The 19,455-nt window shown below is 70.9% G+C and carries 18 protein-coding genes; 7 read left to right on the top strand and 11 right to left on the bottom strand.

Features of this window, described 5'->3' with window-relative positions; translation table 11 throughout:
• Nucleotides 1–7 precede the first annotated feature (7 nt).
• From M4960_RS05585 to M4960_RS05570, 4 genes are all read right to left on the bottom strand, one after another.
• Nucleotides 8–943: a carbohydrate ABC transporter permease gene (locus M4960_RS05585; protein ID WP_248703686.1), complete on the bottom strand. Its 936-nt coding sequence runs from the start codon at nt 941–943 to the stop codon at nt 8–10.
• A gap of 4 nt (nt 944–947) precedes the next feature.
• Nucleotides 948–2,297, bottom strand: coding sequence for an ABC transporter substrate-binding protein (locus M4960_RS05580; protein ID WP_248703685.1), 1,350 nt, complete (start codon nt 2,295–2,297; stop codon nt 948–950).
• A 332-nt stretch (nt 2,298–2,629) separates the two neighbouring features.
• On the bottom strand, nt 2,630–3,715 hold the full coding sequence (locus tag M4960_RS05575; RefSeq protein ID WP_248703684.1) for a LacI family DNA-binding transcriptional regulator: 1,086 nt from the start codon (nt 3,713–3,715) through the stop codon (nt 2,630–2,632).
• A gap of 79 nt (nt 3,716–3,794) precedes the next feature.
• On the bottom strand, nt 3,795–4,805 hold the full coding sequence (locus M4960_RS05570) for a LacI family DNA-binding transcriptional regulator (protein WP_123291975.1): 1,011 nt from the start codon (nt 4,803–4,805) through the stop codon (nt 3,795–3,797).
• 432 nt (nt 4,806–5,237) lie between these two features.
• On the opposite strand from M4960_RS05570, the gene M4960_RS05565 reads away from it, so the two are divergent.
• The 6 genes from M4960_RS05565 to M4960_RS05540 all read left to right on the top strand — a co-directional run bounded on the left by M4960_RS05565 (nt 5,238) and on the right by M4960_RS05540 (nt 9,982).
• Nucleotides 5,238–6,593 carry an MFS transporter gene (locus M4960_RS05565; RefSeq protein WP_248703683.1) on the top strand — a complete coding sequence of 452 codons (1,356 nt, stop codon included), beginning with the start codon at nt 5,238–5,240 and terminating at the stop codon, nt 6,591–6,593.
• Nucleotides 6,590–6,931, top strand: coding sequence for an L-rhamnose mutarotase (locus M4960_RS05560; protein WP_131879475.1), 342 nt, complete (start codon nt 6,590–6,592; stop codon nt 6,929–6,931). Before M4960_RS05565 ends, M4960_RS05560 begins: the two co-directional genes overlap by 4 nt.
• 63 nt (nt 6,932–6,994) lie before the next feature.
• A complete protein-coding gene (locus tag M4960_RS05555) occupies nt 6,995–7,252 on the top strand; it encodes a hypothetical protein (protein WP_123291977.1) in 258 nt (85 codons plus the stop codon).
• 23 nt (nt 7,253–7,275) lie between these two features.
• Nucleotides 7,276–7,707: a hypothetical protein gene (locus tag M4960_RS05550; protein ID WP_248703682.1), complete on the top strand. Its 432-nt coding sequence runs from the start codon at nt 7,276–7,278 to the stop codon at nt 7,705–7,707.
• 70 nt (nt 7,708–7,777) lie between these two features.
• Nucleotides 7,778–8,692 carry a metallophosphoesterase gene (locus M4960_RS05545; protein WP_248703681.1) on the top strand — a complete coding sequence of 305 codons (915 nt, stop codon included), beginning with the start codon at nt 7,778–7,780 and terminating at the stop codon, nt 8,690–8,692.
• A gap of 228 nt (nt 8,693–8,920) precedes the next feature.
• On the top strand, nt 8,921–9,982 hold the full coding sequence (locus M4960_RS05540) for an NADP-dependent oxidoreductase (RefSeq protein ID WP_248703680.1): 1,062 nt from the start codon (nt 8,921–8,923) through the stop codon (nt 9,980–9,982).
• Between the two features lie 25 nt (nt 9,983–10,007).
• Here the strand turns inward: M4960_RS05540 and M4960_RS05535 are convergent, their stop codons facing one another.
• From M4960_RS05535 to M4960_RS05525, 3 genes are read right to left on the bottom strand one after another with little or no spacing between them, the layout of a single operon-like run.
• Nucleotides 10,008–10,886, bottom strand: a complete 879-nt coding sequence (locus M4960_RS05535; protein WP_248703679.1) for an ABC transporter permease — start codon at nt 10,884–10,886, stop codon at nt 10,008–10,010.
• On the bottom strand, nt 10,873–11,835 hold the full coding sequence (locus tag M4960_RS05530; protein WP_123292318.1) for an ABC transporter ATP-binding protein: 963 nt from the start codon (nt 11,833–11,835) through the stop codon (nt 10,873–10,875). The genes M4960_RS05535 and M4960_RS05530 overlap by 14 nt, the downstream gene beginning before the upstream one ends.
• 38 nt (nt 11,836–11,873) lie before the next feature.
• Nucleotides 11,874–12,950, bottom strand: coding sequence for a sigma-E factor regulatory protein RseB domain-containing protein (locus tag M4960_RS05525; RefSeq protein WP_165918788.1), 1,077 nt, complete (start codon nt 12,948–12,950; stop codon nt 11,874–11,876).
• A 139-nt stretch (nt 12,951–13,089) separates the two neighbouring features.
• On the opposite strand from M4960_RS05525, the gene M4960_RS05520 reads away from it, so the two are divergent.
• Entirely contained in the window at nt 13,090–14,559 is a 1,470-nt protein-coding gene (locus M4960_RS05520; protein ID WP_248703678.1) for an FGGY-family carbohydrate kinase, read from the top strand.
• 116 nt (nt 14,560–14,675) lie between these two features.
• Here the strand turns inward: M4960_RS05520 and M4960_RS05515 are convergent, their stop codons facing one another.
• From M4960_RS05515 to M4960_RS05500, 4 genes are read right to left on the bottom strand one after another with little or no spacing between them, the layout of a single operon-like run.
• Complete coding sequence (locus tag M4960_RS05515) at nt 14,676–15,158, bottom strand: ribose-5-phosphate isomerase (RefSeq protein ID WP_248703677.1); 483 nt, start codon at nt 15,156–15,158, stop codon at nt 14,676–14,678.
• Entirely contained in the window at nt 15,155–16,897 is a 1,743-nt protein-coding gene (locus tag M4960_RS05510; protein WP_131879448.1) for a dihydroxyacetone kinase family protein, read from the bottom strand. Before M4960_RS05510 ends, M4960_RS05515 begins: the two co-directional genes overlap by 4 nt.
• A gap of 11 nt (nt 16,898–16,908) precedes the next feature.
• Entirely contained in the window at nt 16,909–18,225 is a 1,317-nt protein-coding gene (locus M4960_RS05505; protein WP_207895492.1) for an MFS transporter, read from the bottom strand.
• Between the two features lie 27 nt (nt 18,226–18,252).
• Complete coding sequence (locus M4960_RS05500; protein ID WP_123672438.1) at nt 18,253–19,383, bottom strand: zinc-binding dehydrogenase; 1,131 nt, start codon at nt 19,381–19,383, stop codon at nt 18,253–18,255.
• Between the last annotated feature and the right edge of the window lie 72 nt (nt 19,384–19,455).

The following is a 19,455-nucleotide window of genomic DNA, read 5'->3' as shown; positions in this document are numbered from 1 at the left end:
ACGGCGGTCACAGGTCCGCCTCCTTGCGGTTGAGGAGCCACGAGATCGGGACCATGATCGCCGTGACGACCACGAACAGGACCACGTTGCCGGCGGTCGACAGGCCGTAGAACCCGGCCTGGTACTGCTTGTAGATGACGCTCGCGATGACGTCACTGGTGAACCCTGGCCCACCGCCGGTCATCGCCCAGATGAGGTCGAAGGACCGCAGCCCGCCGATCAACGACAGGATGATGACGGTGCCCATCGCGGGACGCGACAGCGGCAGGGTGATGTTCCGGAAGATCGACCACGCGCTCGCGCCGTCGACCCGTGCGGCCTCGAAGTACTCCAGCGGGATCGCCACGATGCCGGCGATGAAGATGAGCGTCGCGATGCCGACGCCCTTCCAGACGTCCACCGCGGCGACGCTCCACAGGGCGAGGGCCGGGTCGGTCAGCCACCCCGGAGTGGGGAGGCCGACCGAGCCGAGGACGCCGTTGATGATCCCGTGGAACGGGTCCATCAGCGCCTTGAACGTGATGCCGATGCCGATCGTCGACACGAGCACCGGGAAGAACACGACCGCCCGCAGGTAGCCGCGCCCCAGCACGGGCGACGTGAGGAGCAGGGCGAGGGCGAGTCCGATGACCACCTTCGCCGCGCTCGTCACGAAGCCGTACTGGAACGTGTGCACGAACCCGGAGACGAGCTGCGGGTCCTGGAAGAACCGGACGAAGTTGTCGAAACCGATGAAGGTCTGGTCGAACAGCGTCCAGCGGGTGAGGGAGAAGTAGAACCCGGCGAAGGTGGGGACCGCGAAGAACACGACGTACAGCGCGATCGCGGGGATGAAGAACCACGCGGGGTAGAACGAGCGCATCCGCTTGCGCGCGGGACCGGTCCCGCCGGAACCCGCTCGGGTCTTCGCCGGCTCGAGTGCCGTCGTGAGTGTCGCGGTCACCGTGTCACCAGCCCTTGATGCCGAGCTGCTGTGCCTGCTGGACGACGTCGTCGTCGTACTGGTCAGCACCCTTGGCCGCATTGGTGATGCCGGAGCCGACCTGCACGCAGATCTTCTCGAGGTTCGGGCCCTTGATCGGGGACAGGAACTCGAGCGCCGGGCTCGCCTTGCCGTCGTCCAGGTACTTCTGCAGGTCGTCGATCATCGGGGGCACGTCGTCGGGCAGCGAGCAGGTCGAGATGACGTACGGGCCACCGGGGGTTCCGGTGTCGTTCTGCACCTTGCAGCCGTCGGCCGAGTTCGCGAAGGCGATGAACTTCTTCGCGGCGGCGAGCTCGTCGCCCTCGGTGGTCTTCGGGATGTACAGGCCGTTCGGCTCCCAGATGGTCAGGTTCGTGTCGTCGGCGTCCTCGGCCGGCAGCGCGAACGCTCCGATGTCCGCGACCGCGTCGGGGCTGTCCTGCTGCAGGGTCGAGATCGCGTTCGTCAGCATCGGGTACTGCGCCCCGGTGCCGTCGGCGAGCATCTTCAGGCCGTTCGCCTGCGTGGCCGAGGCGTAGTCCTCGTTGTAGAGGTCCTTGTCCTTGCCCTCGGCGAGGTGGTCGAAGCCGGCGAGTGCGGGGTCCTTGGCGTAGGACTCCTTGTTCGCGGTGTAGTTGTCCGCCCAGTCCTTGTCCTGCGCCGTGATGTTGGCGAAGTCGCCGAGCACGAACAGCTGGCTGGTCCAGGTGTCGCCGTACGTCTGGATGATCGGGGCGACCTTGCCGGCGTCCTTGATCTTCTCGCTGTTGCTGATGAATTCGTCCCACGTGGTGGGGACGCTGAGTCCGAGGTCGGAGTAGACCTTCTTGTTGTACATGACGCCGCCGCCGAAGCTCGTGCCGAACGGAGCGCCGTAGACGCCCTTGTCGGTGCTGACGACCTTGGTGAACTGCTCGTCGACGTCCTTCGTCCAGCTCTCGTCGGACAGGTCCACCAGGGTGTTGTCCGGGTTGAGGGCCTGCATGAGCGAACCGGAGTTGTAGTTGAAGACGTCGGCCATCTCGCCGGTCGACAGCTGGGTCTTCACCAGGTTGTCGCCGTCGGTGCCCTGCGGGCGGGTGTCGAACTTGACCGTGATGTCGGGGTTGGCCTTCTCGAACGCCTCGATGAGCGGCTTCGCGGTGGCTGCGGTCGCGGGTGAGTTGTCGGCCTGGTAGGTGATCTGCACCTTGCCGCCGCCTTCGTCGGCGGAACCGCCGGACGAACACGCCGCGAGCCCGCCGATCAGGACCGTGGCGCCGCCGATGGCGACGAGCCGTTTGACGACGGCGCGCTTGGTGAGCGTCCTCGTGGTCAGGGAACGAGCTGACATTCCTTACCTCCTCGTAAGGCCCGGGGCGGGGTACCCCGGGTGAAACGGACCCGGATCCCGCGTCGTCGTGGGCTCCGGTTGCTGCTGTTTAGAACGTTTCAATCAGGATGGAACCACGTGGATTGAAGCGTGTCAATCGCTGTGCCGATTTCGTTACGGGAACGCGCATGCCTGGTGCGCGCGGTCCCGCCTCGCCCCACCCGCCCTGCTTCGCCCGCCCTGCCTCCGCCCCACCCGCGAAAGCGACAGTGTGCCGCGAACTGTTCGCGTGGATCTGTCGCTTTGCCGGACCAGACGGCGTCCCGTGCCGCAGGACTGTCGCTTTCGGGCGCTCAGGCCTCGGTGCGGCGCGGGTCGCTCGGCGCCGTGGCCCGCGCGGCCGCTGCACCGGCGCGGCCGAGCGTGCTCTCGCGGGGGACGAGCTCGCTGCCGAGCACCACGGTGCGGTGGACGTGCATCGGGTCGGAGAGTTCCTCGAGCAGCAGGGCCACGGCGGTGGCGCCCATCTCCTCGCCGTGCATGGTGACCGAGGTCAACGGCACCGCGCCGCCCCACGCCACCGAGTTGTGGTCGCACCCCGACACCGGGATGTCCTCCGGCACTCGGATGCCGGCGGCTCGGAGCTCGGAGACGACCGCCATCGCGAGCAGGTCCGTGACGCCCAGGACGCCGTCGGGCCGTTCGGCGACCGGCATCGCGGCGATCCGCGCGCCGGCGTCGGTGCCGCCGGGCGGGTCGATGTCACCGGCGTCGACGTCGACGAGTTCGACTCCGGGGTGTTCCGCGATCGCGCGGAGGAGCCCCGCGCGGCGACGGGCCACCGGCTGCAGGTCGGGCCGGGCGCTCACGAAGCCGATGCGTCGGCAGCCCTGCTCGATGAGGTGCTGCGCGGCCACGTACCCGGCCTGCTCGTTGTCGACGACCACCGAGCAGGCGTCCACCTCGGTCGGTTCGTAGTTGACGTAGACGACGGGTAGGCCGTGCTGCTTCGCCGCCTCGACCTGTGCGCGGGACTCCGTCATCGAGGCCAGCAGGATGCCGGACACCCGGGTGCTCTCGAGGAACGCGAGGTGTTCGCCCTGCGCCTCGAGGTCGTTCTCGCTGCTGGCGACGAGCAGGGTGCGCCGGCGATCGCGGGCGGTCGTGTGCGCGCCGCTGACCACGTCGGTGAACAGCGAGTTGCGGAGCGAGGCGACCACGAGACCGATCGCCCGGGTGCTGCCGGACACCAGTGCCCGGGCGTTGCGGTTCGGCGTGTACCCGAGTTCGGCGATCGCGTCGTGCACGCGTGCGGCCGTGGGCTCGGCGACCCGCTCGGGGTGGTTCAGCACGTTCGAGACCGTCGCCAGCGAGACGCCGGCACGAGCTGCGACGTGGTGCACGCTCGGCGGGCCGTCGCGCCGGGGGACATGCACCATGCTCCGATCGTAGGCCGCGGCGGCGGCCGGTCCGTGCCGCAGAGCAGGGCAGGCTGGTGGGCAGACGCGAGGCGGTCGGCTACGCGTCGGCGACGGAGGACTGCCGGACCACGAGCTCCGGCGTGAACTCGACGTGCTCGAGGTCGATGCCCTGCCCGAGCTCGACCTGCTTCGTCAACAGCTCGATCGCCTGGCGCCCGAGGTCCTGTGCAGGCTGGCGCACCGAGGTCAACGGGACGACGGCTGCCTCGGCGAAGGCGATGTCGTCGTAGCCCACGATCGCGATCTCGTCCGGCACCGCGATCGTGCCGCGCATGATGAACGCCTGTTCGAGGCCGACCGCGAGCAGGTCGTTCGCCGCGAACACCGCGTCCGGCCGTTCACCGCGGGGGCGTGCCTGGAGTTCTTCGCCGATGCGACGCCCTTCGAGCACCGAGAGTGACGCGGTCGGCAGGACCTCGAGCTCGATACCCGCTGCCCGAGCCGCCGACAGTGCCCCGGCGTGCCGATCGGCAACCTGGCGGATGCTGGACGGGCCACCGACGAACGCGATGCGTGTCCGCCCGATGGCCGCGAGGTGCTCGACCGCGATGCGACCGCCCGCGACGTCGTCCACCGACACCGAGGCGAAGTGCTCGTCGTCGGCGCGGCGGTCGACGAGCACGACGGCGGTGCCCTGGTCACGCAGGCGGGCGAGGCGGGACAGGTCGTCACCGGCGGGGGAGATGAGCAGGCCGGCGACGCGGCGTTCCTCGAACAGGTCGACGTAGGTGCGCTCGCGGTCGGTGGACTCGTCGGAGTTGCCGATCAGGACGGCCAGGCCCTTGTCCATCGCGGCGTCCTCTGCACCGCGCGCGACGTCGGTGAAGAACGGGTTGCCGCCGTCGAGCACGATCAGGCCGACGGTGGAGCTGCGGCCGGCCCGGAGCTGGCGTGCGGAGTCGTTGCGGACGAACCCGAGCGCGGCGATGGCGGACTGCACCCGGTCGACGGTGGTCGGGGCCACCTTGTCGGGACGGTTCAGGACGTTCGACACCGTCCCCAGGGACACGCCGGCGAGCGCTGCCACCTCTCGCACACTGACCGCCATGTGGCCATCCTGGCATCGCACCTGCGCTTCCGGGTGGTGCGCGCCGTGATCTGTGGAAAACGGCGGACGGGAGGCGCGGTGCGGGCTGGGCCCGGGCCTCCCGTCCGGTGGGTGGTCGCGTCCGCCGCACGGTGCGAGATCGTGGGTGCGGCCGCGCCCCGTGCGTGCTCCGCTCCGGCGTCGCACCGTGCGTGCTGCGCCGCCACGTGCGAGGTTGGCCGCTCGGTGCGCGCTTGCAGCGCCGCACGGAGCGGGCAACCTCGCACCGAGTGAGCGACCGCGCACCGTGCGGACGCGGGCGCGCACCGTGCGGACGCGGGCGCGCCGCACGCGGACGCGCACAGCACGGACTTGCCAACGCCCGCCGGGGCGCACTATCGTCTCGCTGTCCCGTTGAAACGATTCACTGGCGAACACGCGAACGGAGGACCAATGGCGGTCCGAATCGGAGCCCGGAGCACCACGGGCTGGAAGGCGACCGTCTCGGTCGCCATGTCGAACTACATCGAGTCGGGGTCGATCATCGCGATCGCCACGAGCCTCAGCCTGTGGCAGGCGCAGTTCCACGTCGGCGACCTCGAGGTCGGTCTGCTGGCGAGCCTGTCGGCGAACGCGTTCGGCGCGGCCGCCGGCGCCATCATCGGCGGACCGCTGTGCGACCGCTACGGCCGGAAGTTCATCTACACCTACGACCTGCTGCTGTACATGCTCGGCATCCTGCTCGCGGTCTTCGCCGGCAGCTACGGCATGCTGTTGGTCGGCTTCATCCTGACCGGCATCGCGGTCGGCGCCGGGGTGCCGGCGAGCTGGACCTACATCGCCGAGCAGGCACCGGCGGACAAGCGTGCGGCCCACGTCGGCACCGCGCAGCTCGCCTGGTCGATCGGCCCGATGGTCGGCTTCGCGTTGGCCATCGCCGCCGCACCCCTCGGACTGCTCGGCAGCCGGCTCATCTTCGCGCACCTGTTCGTCGTCGCCGCCGTCGTCTGGTGGCTTCGCCGCGGGCTGCCGGAGTCGGCGATCTGGAAGGACGAGCGCGCCGCGACCGGCACCGCGAACTTCTTCCACGGGATCACCCAGCTGTTCAGCCGGCGCCGGAACCTGACCGCGATGCTGTTCCTGTTCGGCGTCTACGCGCTCTGGAACACCGTCGCCGGGCAGGCCGGCATCTTCCAGCCGCGGGTGTACTCGGCCACCGGGGTCACGAGCGTGACCGAGCAGTACGGCCTGCAGATCCTGGTGTGGGGCTGCACCGTCGCCGCGACCTACTTCGGCTTCATGCGCTACGGCGACCGGGTCAGTCGACGGCTGCTGTTCGCCCTCGGCGCGGTGCTGGCGATCGTCGCCTGGGCCGTCCTGATCTACGCACCGGCGAACCTCGGCACGCTGCTGTTCTTCGCCGTGGCGTGGGGCATCTCGTCGGGCATCGGTGCCCAGGCGTTCTACGGCCTCTGGACGAGCGAGCTCTTCGCCACCCGGTACCGGGCCAGTGCGCAGGGCGTGCTCTTCCTCGCCGCGCGGGTCATGGTCGGTCTGCTGAGCATCTGGTTCCCGCTGCTGCTGTCCGACATCGGGCTCCGTGCACTCGGTGGACTCATCCTGGGGCTCCTCGCGATGTCGTTCCTGGTCGGCACCATCTGGGCGCCGCGCACGCAGGGCAAGACGCTCGAGGCGATCGAGGCCGAGCGGTACGGCACCGTGACCACCGTCACCGGTACCGTGCGCACCGCCGACGAGCGCGCCGTGCAGGACGCCGAACGGCGTCGCCGCGCCGAGGCCGACCGGTGACCCGCGTCTGCTTCCGACTGCAGGTGCAGGCCGAGCACCTGGACGCCTACCGCGAGCGGCACGCTGCGGTCTGGCCGGCGATGCTCCGGGCGATCGCCACGGCGGGGCGGCGGAACTACTCCCTGTTCCTCGACGACGACGGCCTGCTGATCGGCTACTACGAGACCGACTCGGTGGCCGATGCCGACGCGTCGCTCGCGGCCTCCGAGGTCGCGAGCGCATGGGAGGCGCACATGCAGGACCTGTTCGACGGTGCCGCGGGTCGGGCGGACCAGACCGCGCGGGTGCTGCCTGAGGTTTTCAACCTGGAGGACCAGCTGGCGGCCGCCGCCGAGTGAGGAGCGCTGGACACCTCGAACGGGGAGTCGTGCGCCGTCGGTCCGCGGCCCTACGGTGGCGGGATGCGATTCCTGCGTGGCCGAAACCCGTTCCAGTTCGCCCTCGGTGCCCTCGCGATCCTGGGTGCGGTGATCCTCGTCGTGCGGTGGATCACGAGCTTCGTCGCGCCGCACACGTACAGCTACGCCTACATCGCGGGCGCCGGTGTCTCGATCGACCTGCCGTTCATCGTGGTCGTCGAGCTCGTCACGATCCTGTCGTTCGTCGGGTGGCTCGTCGTCGGCGCGCTGCACTGGGGGCCGCGGCGCACCGACGGCTGAACACCACGGGTAGCGTCCGGTCCATGGCCGACGTGACCCACGCCGCGGACCTCGGGATCGACCTGTCCGACGGCAAGCCCCAACAGCTCTACCGGTGGTTCCTCGCGAGCATGCTCTTCGGCCGGCCCATCCGGCAGGAGCAGGCGGCGGCGACCTACCGCGTCCTCATCGACCACGGGTTCACCAGCCCGGGGAAGTTCGCGGGCGCCGGACGCGAGCAGCTGCGGAGGGTTCTGGACGAGGGCGGCTACGCGCGGTTCGACTACCAGATGACCGATGCCCTGCACGAGACGATGCACACGCTCGACGCCGACGAGGGCTCCGTGTCGCACCTGGTGAAGACCGCGGCGTCGCGGAAGGACCTGCGCGAGCGAATCGCCGCGCTCAAGGGGATCGGTCCGAAGACGATCGAGATCTTCCTGCGGGACATCCCGGACGCGGTGCTGCCGGACTGAGCACGGGTGCTCACGAACCGCTCCCGACCCGCCCAGCCCACCCATCGCCCCCGTGGCTACCGTGGACCCCATGCAGCCGCCCGCAGCAGGAACCCTCCGCGTCCTCCACCTCTCCGACACCCACCTGACCGGCGACGGTGCCCTGCACCAGGGGGCCGTCGACACCACCGCAGCGCTGGACGCCGTGCTCGCCCACGTCGACGGGGTGCCCGGCATCGGCCTCGTCGTCATCTCGGGCGACGTGTCCGAGGACGGCAGCCCCGAGTCGTACGCCGCCGTCCTCGAGCGGGTCGGCGGATGGGCCGAACGCCACGGAGCCGCCCTCGTCGCGGTCCCGGGCAACCACGACCTGCGCGAGGGCTTCCGCCAGGTGCTGTCCAACGGCCACGTCCTCGGCGAGGGCGGCCGCCCCGTCATGCACACGATGGAGTACCACCCGCCGACCGTGCCGGTGTGGGGGCAGTCGCTCGTCGCCGGCCGGAGGATCGTCACGGTCGACACGAGCGTGCCGGGTGCCGGCTACGGCGAACTCAGCGACGCCAGCCTCGAACGATTCCGCGCCGCGCTCGCCGGGGACCACGCCCCGCACGGCACGGTCGTCGTCCTGCACCACCCGCCCCTGCCGGCCCCGACCGAGCTGCACGAGGCGCTCCGGCTGCAGAACCCCGAGGCGCTCGCTGACGTGATCCGGGGGTCCGACGTCCGCGTGGTCCTGGGCGGGCACTACCACCACCACTTCGCCGGATCGCTGGCCGGCGTCCCGGTCCTCGTCGCCCCCGGGGTCGCGAACGACACGGACGTCACCGGCGCCTACGACCAGGAATCCGCGTACGCCGACAGCGGCGCCCTCGTCGTGGACGTCGCCGAGGACGGCTCCGTCTGGTCGACGCCGCTGCGCGTCCCACGCCCCGACACCGACCCGCTCGCGTTCCACCTCGACGCCGAGACCGTCGCGTCCGTCATCGCGGCAGCCGGCAAGCACTGAGCGGCAGCCGGAAAGCACCGAGCGGCTGGCGTGCAGTGAGCGCGCGACGTGCACCGAGCGCGCGAGGCGCACTGGACGTGCGCGACCGACGGACGGGAGGCCCGTGGCGACGCCGCCACGGGCCTCCCGTCCGCTCGTCGGTACCGCCCACGGCCGGTACCCCGCCTGCTCGGGCTGCACGCGGGGAAACCGAGTAGGCCGGAGGCACACGCCAGCGAAGGAGCACCCATGCGGAACGGCAAGGCAGTCCAGTACGACCGGTACGGCGACTTCAGCGTGGTCGAGCTCGTCCCCCAGGAGAAGCCGACGGCCGGCCCCGGCGAGATCGTCGTCGAGATCGTCGCCGCCGGGCTGAACCACATCGAGCGCTTCCTGCGCGAGGGGAAGCTCCGGGACCACATCGAGCTCGAGTTCCCGGCACGGCAGGGCGTCGACTTCGCCGGCATCGTCCGGGCGCGGGGCGACGGGGTGAAGGACCTGCGGGTCGGTGACGAGGTCATGGGGCACGCACCCCAGGGCGGCTCGCACGCGAACTGGATCGCGGTGCCGCGTGGTGCCGTCATCAAGAAGCCCGAGTACGTCGGGTGGGAGGTCGCCGGTGGCCTGTACCTGGCCGGGTGCACGGCGGTGTCGGTGGTGCGATCGCTCCGCCTCGGACCGGACGACACGGTCGTCATCACCGCTGCAGCGGGCGGTGTCGGCCACATCGAGAGCCAGCTGGCGCACGACGCCGGTGCGACCGTGATCACCCTCGGCAGTGCGCGCAACCACGACTACCTGCGGCAGATCGGTACGCTGCCGGTCGTGTACGGCGAGGGCGAGGAAGACCGGATCCGAGCGATCGCGGACGGCCGACCGATCACCGCCTTCATCGACAACCACGGGGAGAGCAACGCCGAGCTCCTGGCCGAACGCCTCGGGGTCAGGGACGAGCGCTTCGTGTCCTCGGAGGAACGGCGCGACATCGAGCTGCGGTTCCTGCGCGCCCCGGCAGAGGACGAGGAGACCCGGGAACTCCTGACCACGTTGGCGAAGGCCCTGCAGGAACGTCGCTTCCAGGTGCTCATCTCGGGGTTCTACCCGTTCGAGTACATCGTCGAGGCGTACGAGGACCTCGCCGAGATGAAGTCACGCGGCAAGGTCGTCATCGGGATGCAGACGGTCGAGACCGGAGCACGGCTCGACTGGTACCGCTCCGAGAAGGCCCGCGACCTGCGGGACCGCTACGCGGATGCGCGCGGCTCGGAGGCGGAGACGATGGCGGGCGGCTCAGCGAGCCCGGCGAGCTGACGGCGGTCGGGCTCGGCGGTCGGGCTCAGCTCAGGATGTCCTTCGAGGCGAACCGGCTGTACGCCAGCGCGCCGAACACGACGACGTAGCCGAGCTGCAGCAGTGAGTTCGACCCGAACGAGTCGAACGAGATCGGGTCGCGGAGCAGGTCGCCGAACCCCAGCCACTGGTGCGAGAACAGGTACGGGTGCAGCCAGTCGAGCTGGGGCAGCTGGTCGAGGACCTGGGAGGCCCCGGCCAGCACCACCGTCGCGGCCATCGCCCCGACCGGCACGTTCGTCAGCGTCGACGCGAACATGCCGATCGCCACGAGTCCGAGCATCGACATCGCCACGTAGAGGGCGAGGAGCAGTGCCCGACCGGCGTACGACGCTCCGCCGACCTGGGTGCCGGACAGCAGGGTGACCGGACCGATCGGGAACAGCACGGCACCGATCGCCGCACCGACGAGCACCACGAGCAGCGTCGCTGCCAGGCAGAACGCGACCGCGCCGGCGAACTTGACCAGGATGAACCGCACCCGGCCGGTCGGTGCGACGAGCAGGTAGCGGATGGTGCCGTGGCTGGCCTCGCCCGCGACGGTGTCGCCCGCGACGACGCCCACCGTGAGGGGCAGGAACAGCGGGATCGACACCGTCAACGCGGTGAACGCCACGAACAGGCCGTTGTTGGTGATGTCGCCGAGGAACGCCGGGCCGCCGTCGTCGCCGTCGGTCGTCAGCTTCACGGCGACCGCGATCAGGACGGGGACGAGCGCGAGCGCCCCGAGCATCGCCCACGTGCGGCGACGTCGGAACACCAGCGCGAGTTCGGAGCCGAGCAGGGCGAAGGGACGCTGGCGGCGCGGGGCCTCGGCATCGGCCTCGGCGTCGGGCAGCGCACGGGCAGTGTCAGGCAGCGACATCGAAGCCCTCTCCGGTGAGCGCGACGAACAGGTCCTCGAGCGTGCCGCCGCCCACCGTCAGCCCACGGACGCGGACGTCGGCGCGGACGAGTTCGGCGGTGATGGTCTCGGGCAGCAGCTCGTGCGGCAGGTCGGCGACCAGGACGTCCGCGCCGCCGTCGTGCCGGGGGACGAGCCCGAGCCGGGTCAGCACGCTGCCGGCCTGCCCGATGTCGGGCGTGCGGACGGTCACGGTGCGGGCTCCGGCGGACCGCAGTTCGTCGAGTTCGCCCTGTGCCACGAGCTTGCCGGTGCGCATCACCGCGGCGTGGGTGCAGACCTGCTCGATCTCGGCGAGCAGGTGGCTCGACACGAACACCGTCGTGCCGTCGTCCGCCAGGGACCGGATGAGGTTGCGGACCTCGCGCGTGCCCTGCGGGTCGAGGCCGTTCGTCGGTTCGTCGAGCACCAGCAGGTCGCGCGGGGAGAGCAGTGCGTTCGCCAGGCCCAATCGCTGCTTCATGCCGAGCGAGTACGCGTGCGCCTTCTTGTCCGCCGCGTGCGTCAGGCCGACACGGTCGAGGGCGCTGGCCACGCGGGCCTTGCGGGTGCGCGGGTCCGACGTGGGGTCGGCCGCGTCGAAGCGCTGCAGGTTCGCGCGCCCGGACAGGTACGGGTAGAAGGCCGGACCCTCGACCAGGGCACCGACGCGCGGCAGCACCTGGTGGAGCGCCTTCGGCATCGACTGGCCGAGCACCTCGATCGTGCCGCCGGTCGCGCTCGACAGCCCGAGCAGCATCCGGATCGTCGTCGTCTTGCCGGAGCCGTTCGGCCCGAGGAACCCGAACACCGCGCCGCGCGGCACCGACAGGTCGATGCCGTCGACGGCGCGCTGCTTGCGGAAGACCTTCTGGAGGCCCGTGGTGCGGATCGCGAGGTCGGTGCCCGTGGTCGGACGGGTCGCGTCCACGGCGGCCGGTTCCGTCGTGTGCGCGGGTTCCGGTGTGCTCACTTCGCGGCGGCGACCAGCGACGACACCGGCACGGCGCCGGCGAGGACCCGGCCGTCGTCGGTCAGGTAGACCGACACGAGCGAGGTCTGGACGGCACGGCCGCCGTCGACGGCCTTCGTGAGCTGGCCGAGCAGGCCCGATGCCTCGTCGCCGAGGGACGACTGGTCCACCGTGCCGGCGGGGAGCTCGGCGATCGTGCCCCAGCCCTCGCCCGTGAAGGTCGGCTCGTCACCGTCGTGCGCACCGCGGGCGTGGTCGCCCTTCGCGTGCGCACCGTGCTCGGCGTCGGACAGGTCCTTCTCGGTGACCTTCGCGTTCGACGGGGGAGTGAAGTCGAAGAGCCGTGCGGCCGGGGCGCCGTAGTCGAGGCTCGTGAACCCGACCTGCACCGCGGGGTCGTCCTGCCCGGCGGCCTGGATCGTCGCGCGCAGCGGGAGCCCGGTCTGCTGGTCGACCGCCAGTCGGACGGTGCCGACCAGGGTGTCGGAGGACTTCGGCGTCAGCGTGATCTGCCAGGCGTCGTGACCCGCGACGCTGACCTCGGTCGGCTTCGAGACCGTGGTGCTGGGGGTGATGGCGTCGATGGCCTGCTCGGCGATGTCGGTCGGCGTGGTGGCGCCGTCCTGCAGGTCCTTCGCGGTGTCGGAGGGCAGGGTCACGTGCGTGGCCGTGCGTTCCTTCGAGTCCCAGGTCCAGACCTCGGACCCGTTGCGGACCACGTCCTGCTCGGCGAGCTGCTGCGTCAACTGCACGCGCTGCTTGTCGGCGCCGTCGACGTACACGCGGGCGGTGTGCGACGAGGTGAGCAGCCCGAGCACGTCCGAGGCGTCGCCCTCGAGCGAGGAGCCGCCGGAACCGGTCGGCAGTTCGGGGAGCCCGAGGTCGCTCGACTGCGAGAGCTTGCCGGAGTACTGCGCGTCCGAGGACTTCGCGATGCTGGCGATGACGTCGGCCGCGGTCGGGTTCGTCCCCGCGATCGGGTCGTTCGCCGCGTTCGCGATCATCGGGGCGGCGACGGCGCCGGCGACGACCACCGGCGCGATGACTGCTGGCAGCCAGGCTGACTTCTTCATCGGGTTCCCCTCGTGGAGCATCGGAGTCGTGAGTACGGTACGTCCGGCCCCCGACAGGACGCTGGGCGTCGACGGATCGCGATCGTTCGTAGACTCGGGACGCGACCGACGGCGGTCGCGTGGCGGCGAAGGAGGCGGCATGCGGGCGGTGCTCGGTCTGGACATCGGGACGTCGAGCACGAAGGCGCTGCTGGCCCGGTTCGACGGCACCGTGATCGCCGAGGTGAGCCGTCGGCACGACGTCGACCGTCCTGCCCAGGGACTGGTCGAGATGGACGCGGCCGTGTGGTGGGACGAGTTCACGACGTTGACGCACGAGCTCCTCGCGCTCGTCCCCGATGCCGACGTGCAGGCCGTGGGCGTGAGCGGCATCGGCCCCTGCGTCCTGCTGACCGACGACGCGGGTGATCCGCTGCGCCCGGCGGTCCTGTACGGCATCGACACCCGGACGGCCGACCTGCTCGACGAGGTCACGGCCGAGCTCGGGGGCGAGGACACGATCCGCGCCCGGTGTGGCTCTGCGCTGAGCACCCAGGCCGCCGGGGCGAAGCTCGCGTGGGTCGCCCGGCACGAGCCCGACGTCTGGGAACGGGCGGTCCGGTTCACGATGCCGGCGTCCCGCGTGGTGGAGCTGCTGACGGGGGAGTACGTCCTCGACCACCACTCGGCCAGCCAGACCACGCCGCTCTACGACGTCCACGAGAACACCTGGATCACCGAGTGGTGCGAGCAGCTCGCGCCCGGCCTGCCCCTGCCGCGGCTGCTGTGGTCCGGCGACCAGGCGGGCGTGGTGACGCGCGAGGCGGCCGCGGCCACGGGCCTCCCGGTCGGTATCCCCGTGACGGCCGGCACCATCGACGCATGGGCGGAGGGCGTGAGCGTCGGGGAGTCCGTGCCGGGCCGGATGTTCCTGCAGTACGGCACCACGATGTTCATGATCGCGCCGACCGCCGAGCCGACGCCGGTGCCGGGCATGTGGACGACGGTCGGGACGCACCCGGGACAGCCGAGCGTGTCGGGTGGGATGGCGACCTCCGGGGCGATCACCGACTGGCTGCGTCGGCTGGTCGACGGCGAGTGGCCGACGATGCTCGAAGAGGCTCGGTGTGCGGGCATCGGCGCGAACGGGCTGCTGATGCTGCCGTACTTCGCGGGGGAGCGGACGCCCATCGCCGATCCGGACGCGCGCGGGGTGATCGCCGGGCTGACGGTGCGGCACACGCGTGGGGACATCTACCGGGCGACGCTCGAGGCGACGGCCTACGCGGTCCGGCACAACATCGAGGTACTGCGTGCGGCCGGGGTCGAGGTCCGCGAGCTCGTCGGGGCCGGCGGCGGGTTGCTCGGACGGCTCTGGCCGACGATCGTGAGCGACGTGACCGGGCTGCGGCAGACGGTGCCGTCGGTGACCGTGGGAGCGTCGTACGGGTCGGCGTTCTTGGCGGCGCAGCTCGTGGCCGACGTCGACATCCGGCAGTGGAACCCGCCGGCCACGGTCATCGAGCCGGACCCCGTCGCGACGGCGGCCTACGAGCCCGGGTACCGCGACTACCGCGAGCTCTACGAGGCGACGAAGGCCGTCGTGCACCGCTTGGCCGCGCGCAGCTGAGGTGGCGACCGCGGCGCGCACAACCAAAGTGAGCCCGAACCACGCGATCACGTGGTTCGGGCCCACTTTGGTTGTGCAGAACGGTTGCGCGCCGCGCCGCGCCTACGCCGCCGCGCCTACGCCTGGGCGTCGACGCCGGCGGGCGCGCTGCCGTCGTACTCGCAGATGGCCTGGACCTTCTCGGCGCTCGCGCTCGTCCGGTCGAACTCGTAGCCCAACCACTCGCGAGCCATCCGGCGGGCGACCTCGACGCCGACGACCCGCTGGCCCATGCAGAGGACCTGGGCGTCGTTCGACAGGACCGAACGCTCGACGCTGAACGAGTCGTGCGCCGTGACGGCCCGGATGCCCGGGACCTTGTTCGCCGCGATCGCGACGCCGAGTCCGGTGCCGCAGATCAGGATCGCGCGGTCGGCCTCACCCGACGCGACGAGTCGCGCTGCGTCGACGGCCACGTGCGGGTACGCGGTGTGCCCGTCCGCGTCGACGCCGACGTCGACGACCGACGCCACCCGCGGGTCGGCCTGCAGGTCCTGCTTGATGATCTCCTTGTAGTCGAACCCGGCATCGTCCGAGCCGACCACGAGACGGTACGTCATGCGTGTGTTCCTTCCAGTTCGTTCGCACGGGCAGCGAGGACTTCGCCGACCCGCGTGAGGATCATCCCCATCGAGGTGGCACCCGCGTCGGGTGTCCCCAGGCTCTTCTCCGCCAGCGGCCGGGCACGCCCGACCTTCGGCGTGAGGTCGGCTGTCTTGTCGGCCTCGTCACGAGCGACTTCCGCTGCAGCCTGCCACGCGTCGGTGAGCGAGGAGCCAGCCGACACCGAGGTCCGCAGTGCATCCACGAACGGCAGCAGTGCGTCGAGCAGCGTCTTGTCCCCGCGGGACGCCCCGCCCAGGTGGACGATCGAGTCGGCGAAGGCCTGTGCGGCCTCCACGACGTCGGACGCCTCGTACGCGGAGCGGTCGTCGCGCAGCGACCGTCCGAAGGCCTCGAGTGCCGCACCCCACAGGACTCCCGAGGTGCCGCCCGCGAACTCGGCCCACGCGTCACCGGCGCGTCCGAGGACGAAGGCGACCCCTGCCTCCTGGCCGACCCGGTCGACTGCCTTCCGAGCCGCGCCGATCCCCTTGACCATGCCGCGTCCGTGGTCGCCGTCGCCGGCGACGGCGTCGATGCGGCCGAGCTCCTCCTCGTGCTCCCGCAGGAGCGCGTCGATCGCCTCGATCGCGTCGCGTGCCGTCTGCGCGGCCTGCCGGGAGGCATCACTCGCGTCCGGCACGACCGTCGCCTCGTCCTCGGCGTCGTCCACCGCGTCGGCCGGCAGCAACGCTGCGATCGGCGCGGCCGCCTTGCGGTACGCGGGCGTGTAGGTGTCGGCACGCCACAGGGGGTCGAGCTCGTCGTCGAGCCACTGGAGGGTCAGCGAGCAGCCGCCCATGTCGAGGCTCGTGACGAGTTCGCCGACCTCGGGTTCGACGATCTCGAGGCCGGCGTCCCGCAGCAGCGGGAGGACGCGTCCCCAGAGCAGGAACAGTTCCTCGTACTTGGTGTCGCCGAGGCCGTTGAGGATCGGGGCGACCCGGGTGCCCGCGTTCGCCGGTCGGTCGGCGAGGAGTCGTTCGACGAGCAGCGCCGCGAGGTCGGTGGCGCGGAGCAGTGGGACGTCCTCGATGCCGGGTTCACCGTGGATGCCGAGCCCGAGTCCGAGGTGGCCGTCGGGCACGGTGAAGAGCGGCTCGGTGGCGCCGGGCATGGTGCACCCGGAGAACGCGACACCGATCGTGCGGGTGGCGGCGTTCGATGCGTTGCCGAGGCGCTCGACCTCGTCGAGGTCCGCGCCCGCGGCGGCCGCGGCACCCATCGCCTTGAAGACCGAGAAGTCCCCGGCGATGCCACGACGCTTCGACTCCTCGTCGGCGCTCGCGATGTCGTCCGTGACCACGACGATCCGGGTGTCGATGCCCTCGGCACGCAGCCGCTCGGCGGCGAGCCCGAAGTTCATCGTGTCACCGGCGTAGTTGCCGAACGACAGCACGACGCCCTTCCCCTGGTCGGCCGCCTTGGCGACCGAGTACACCTGCGCGGTGGACGGCGAGGTGAAGACGTTGCCGACGACGGCGCCGGTGGCGAACCCCGGGCCGACGATCCCGCAGAACGCGGGGTAGTGGCCGGAGCCGCCGCCGACGACCACCGCGACCTGGGGGTCGGCGCCGTCGGTGGGCAGGGTGACGACGCCGCCGTGGACGCCGCGGACGCGGTCGGCGTAGAGCGCGAGCCAGCCGGCGAGCTGGTCCTCGGCGAACTCGTCGGGAGCGTCGTGGATCGTGGTCATGCTGGAGTCCTTCAGTGGGAGGTGCGGGTGCCCTGCGGCACCTTGAGGAAGTGGATCATCACGAACGCGCAGGCGTACAGGCCGACGAACGTCCAGGTCGCGGCCTGACCGCCACCGCCGAGCGCGAAGACCGCGGCGACCACACCGGTGCCGAGGAACGCCGCGCCACCGGCCGCTGTCGTGTACATCGCCATCGCGGCGCCCTTGTGCTCGGGGGCGAGCGCCGGCATGATCGCGCCCATCGGCACGAAGCCGGCGAGCAGGCACCCGAACACGCAACCGGCGACGACGGAGAGCACGTAGCCCCAGTCCGAGCCGGCGGGGACGAGCTGCGGGACGTACCACCAGGCAATGAGGCCGAGGGCGGACCCGACGATGCCGAACCACTTGACGGTGCGCTGCCAGCCGATCTTGTCGCCGACCCAGCCGAACAGCGCGTTCACCAGGATGTTCGTCGCGTAGACGCACACGGTCATGAGCAGCCAGCGGCTCTGGCCCCACCCGCGCTCGTTCGCGATCACGGCGGGCAGGACGACGAACATGCCGAACTCGGGCGCGGTGTTGATCAGGCGGACCAGGAAGCCCATCAGGATCTTCGGCCGGGTGACGGTCAGGCGGATGCCGCTCGTCAGCACCTGCCAGGCGCTCTCACCGGCCGGTGCGATGCGGGAGAACCCGTTCGGCAGCCGCACGCCGAACAGCATGATGAGGAAGCCGATCACGACGAGGCCGATCGAGGCGACCATCGCGCCGGTCTCACCGATCGTGCCGCCGCCGAACACCGGGATGGCGCCGATCGCGAAGAGGGAACCGAGCGTCGGCAGGCCACCCGTGAAGGCGACGTAGAACCAGCCGACCGCCGAACCGTTCCGCTCGACCGGGGTGGTGATGTTCACCCAGACCAGGAACGCGAAGGCGAAGAGCGGGTAGCCGAAGCCCCGGACGGCGTAGGCGACGGCCGCGAACGGCACGCTGCCGATGTTCAGCGCGAGCAGGAAGAGCACCTCGAAGACGACCCAGACGGCGAACCCGAGGATCATCACCCGGCGCGGCCCGATCAGGTCGGAGAGGGCGCCGGAGACGTAGCTGCCGATCAGGGCGGCGAGGCTGTAGAAGGTCACGATCGTCGCGACGGTGGCCTCGGGACTGCCGAGGACCGCGACCATGTGCGGGGTGATGAAGTTCGACTCGACGCCGTTCCCGGTCATGAAGACCAGGACGGCGACGAACCCGAGGGCGAGCGGGCGGGGGATCCCCATCCGGTCGAGGCGGCCCTCGGCGCGAGGGGTCGTGGGCGCACCGGTGGCGCGCTGTGTCGTCGTTGACATGCTTGCTGACTCCAGGGGTCGGCGGGCTCAGGCCTGCAGGGACGGGAGGATCGAGACCTTGACGCTCGCGCCGGCGGAGTCGCCGACCAGGTCGAGGGCCTCTTGGAACCGCTCGAGCGGGAACTGGTGTGTGCAGATCTCCGACATCGGCAGGGTCTCGGCCTCGAGCAGCTTGATCGCCGCCGGCCAGGTGTGCGGGCCGAGGTGGGCGCCCCGGACGTCGAGCTCCTTGTCGTCCGAGATGATCGACCAGTCGACGGAGACGGCGTCCTTGAACACCGAGTACTCGACGAAGGTGCCGAGCTTGCGCAGCAGGTTGAGGCCCTGGGGGACCGCGGACGGGTGGCCGGTCGCCTCGATGTAGACGTCGGCGCCGTACCCGTCGGTCAGTTCCTTGACCCGGGCGACGGCGTCGTCCTCGGCGATGTTGATCGTCAGGTCCGCGCCGACCTTGCGGGCCAGCTCGAGCTTCGCCTCGACCACGTCGAGGGCGATGATCCGGAGCGGGTTCTTCTGTCGAGCACCGGCGATGGCGGAGAGGCCGATCGGTCCGGCGCCGGCGATCACGACGGTGTCGCCGAACTTGATGTCGCCCCGCTCGACGGCGTGGAACGCGCAGGACAGCGGCTCGGCGAAGGCGGCGACCTGACCGGGCAGGGCGCTCGACACCGGGTGGGTCAGGGCCTTGGCGGGGACGAGGACGTACTCGGCCATCGCGCCGTCGTAGCCCTTGAAGCCGAACATGTCGTGGACGTTGCACATCCAGTACGCGCCCTCGAGGCAGTAGCGGCACTCCCAGCACGGCACGATCTGCTCGCACGCGATGCGGTCGCCGAGCGAGACCTTCCGCTTCGCCAGGGTGTCGTCGTCGCCGGAGACGATCGTCCCGACGAACTCGTGCCCGGGGATGCGGTCCGTCTCGGCCCAGGCGGCGCGGTTCTCGTCACCCCAGAACTTCGCGGCGCCGTGGTAGCACTTCAGGTCGCTCGCGCAGATGCCGACGGCGTCGGTGCGGAGCAGGAGCTCGCCGGGGCCGGGCGTCGGCACGGGGCGTTCCTCGAGCCGGTAGTCGCCCGGGCCGTGGACGACGACGGCTCGCATCGTCGTGGGGATGGTCGTGGTGGCGGTCGTGGCCGCGTTCTCGGTCGTCGTCGACATGCGCTGCTCCTTCGTTGGATGGCTTCGGCGACGACTGTACACCTCGCAGAACGTTTGTCCAGAACACAATTT

Origin of the sequence: Curtobacterium sp. MWU13-2055 (assembly GCF_023242305.1) — a bacterium.
Taxonomy (GTDB): Bacteria; Actinomycetota; Actinomycetes; order Actinomycetales; family Microbacteriaceae; genus Curtobacterium.
Note: the sequence above shows the minus strand (reverse complement) of the source record. Positions and strands in the feature narration are given on the sequence as shown.

Excerpts from the sequence above, each read along its gene's own strand:
- M4960_RS05555 (WP_123291977.1), top strand. The coding sequence starts at position 6,995 with ATGCGATTCCTGCGTGGCCGAAACCCGTTCCAGTTCGCCCTCGGTGCC.
- M4960_RS05540 (WP_248703680.1), top strand. The coding sequence starts at position 8,921 with ATGCGGAACGGCAAGGCAGTCCAGTACGACCGGTACGGCGACTTCAGC.
- M4960_RS05525 (WP_165918788.1), bottom strand. The coding sequence starts at position 12,950 with ATGAAGAAGTCAGCCTGGCTGCCAGCAGTCATCGCGCCGGTGGTCGTC.
- M4960_RS05580 (WP_248703685.1), bottom strand. The coding sequence starts at position 2,297 with ATGTCAGCTCGTTCCCTGACCACGAGGACGCTCACCAAGCGCGCCGTC.
- M4960_RS05545 (WP_248703681.1), top strand. The coding sequence starts at position 7,778 with ATGCAGCCGCCCGCAGCAGGAACCCTCCGCGTCCTCCACCTCTCCGAC.
- M4960_RS05515 (WP_248703677.1), bottom strand. The coding sequence starts at position 15,158 with ATGACGTACCGTCTCGTGGTCGGCTCGGACGATGCCGGGTTCGACTAC.
- M4960_RS05520 (WP_248703678.1), top strand. The coding sequence starts at position 13,090 with ATGCGGGCGGTGCTCGGTCTGGACATCGGGACGTCGAGCACGAAGGCG.
- M4960_RS05535 (WP_248703679.1), bottom strand. The coding sequence starts at position 10,886 with ATGTCGCTGCCTGACACTGCCCGTGCGCTGCCCGACGCCGAGGCCGAT.
- M4960_RS05550 (WP_248703682.1), top strand. The coding sequence starts at position 7,276 with ATGGCCGACGTGACCCACGCCGCGGACCTCGGGATCGACCTGTCCGAC.
- M4960_RS05505 (WP_207895492.1), bottom strand. The coding sequence starts at position 18,225 with ATGTCAACGACGACACAGCGCGCCACCGGTGCGCCCACGACCCCTCGC.
- M4960_RS05565 (WP_248703683.1), top strand. The coding sequence starts at position 5,238 with ATGGCGGTCCGAATCGGAGCCCGGAGCACCACGGGCTGGAAGGCGACC.
- M4960_RS05500 (WP_123672438.1), bottom strand. The coding sequence starts at position 19,383 with ATGTCGACGACGACCGAGAACGCGGCCACGACCGCCACCACGACCATC.
- M4960_RS05510 (WP_131879448.1), bottom strand. The coding sequence starts at position 16,897 with ATGACCACGATCCACGACGCTCCCGACGAGTTCGCCGAGGACCAGCTC.
- M4960_RS05570 (WP_123291975.1), bottom strand. The coding sequence starts at position 4,805 with ATGGCGGTCAGTGTGCGAGAGGTGGCAGCGCTCGCCGGCGTGTCCCTG.
- M4960_RS05575 (WP_248703684.1), bottom strand. The coding sequence starts at position 3,715 with ATGGTGCATGTCCCCCGGCGCGACGGCCCGCCGAGCGTGCACCACGTC.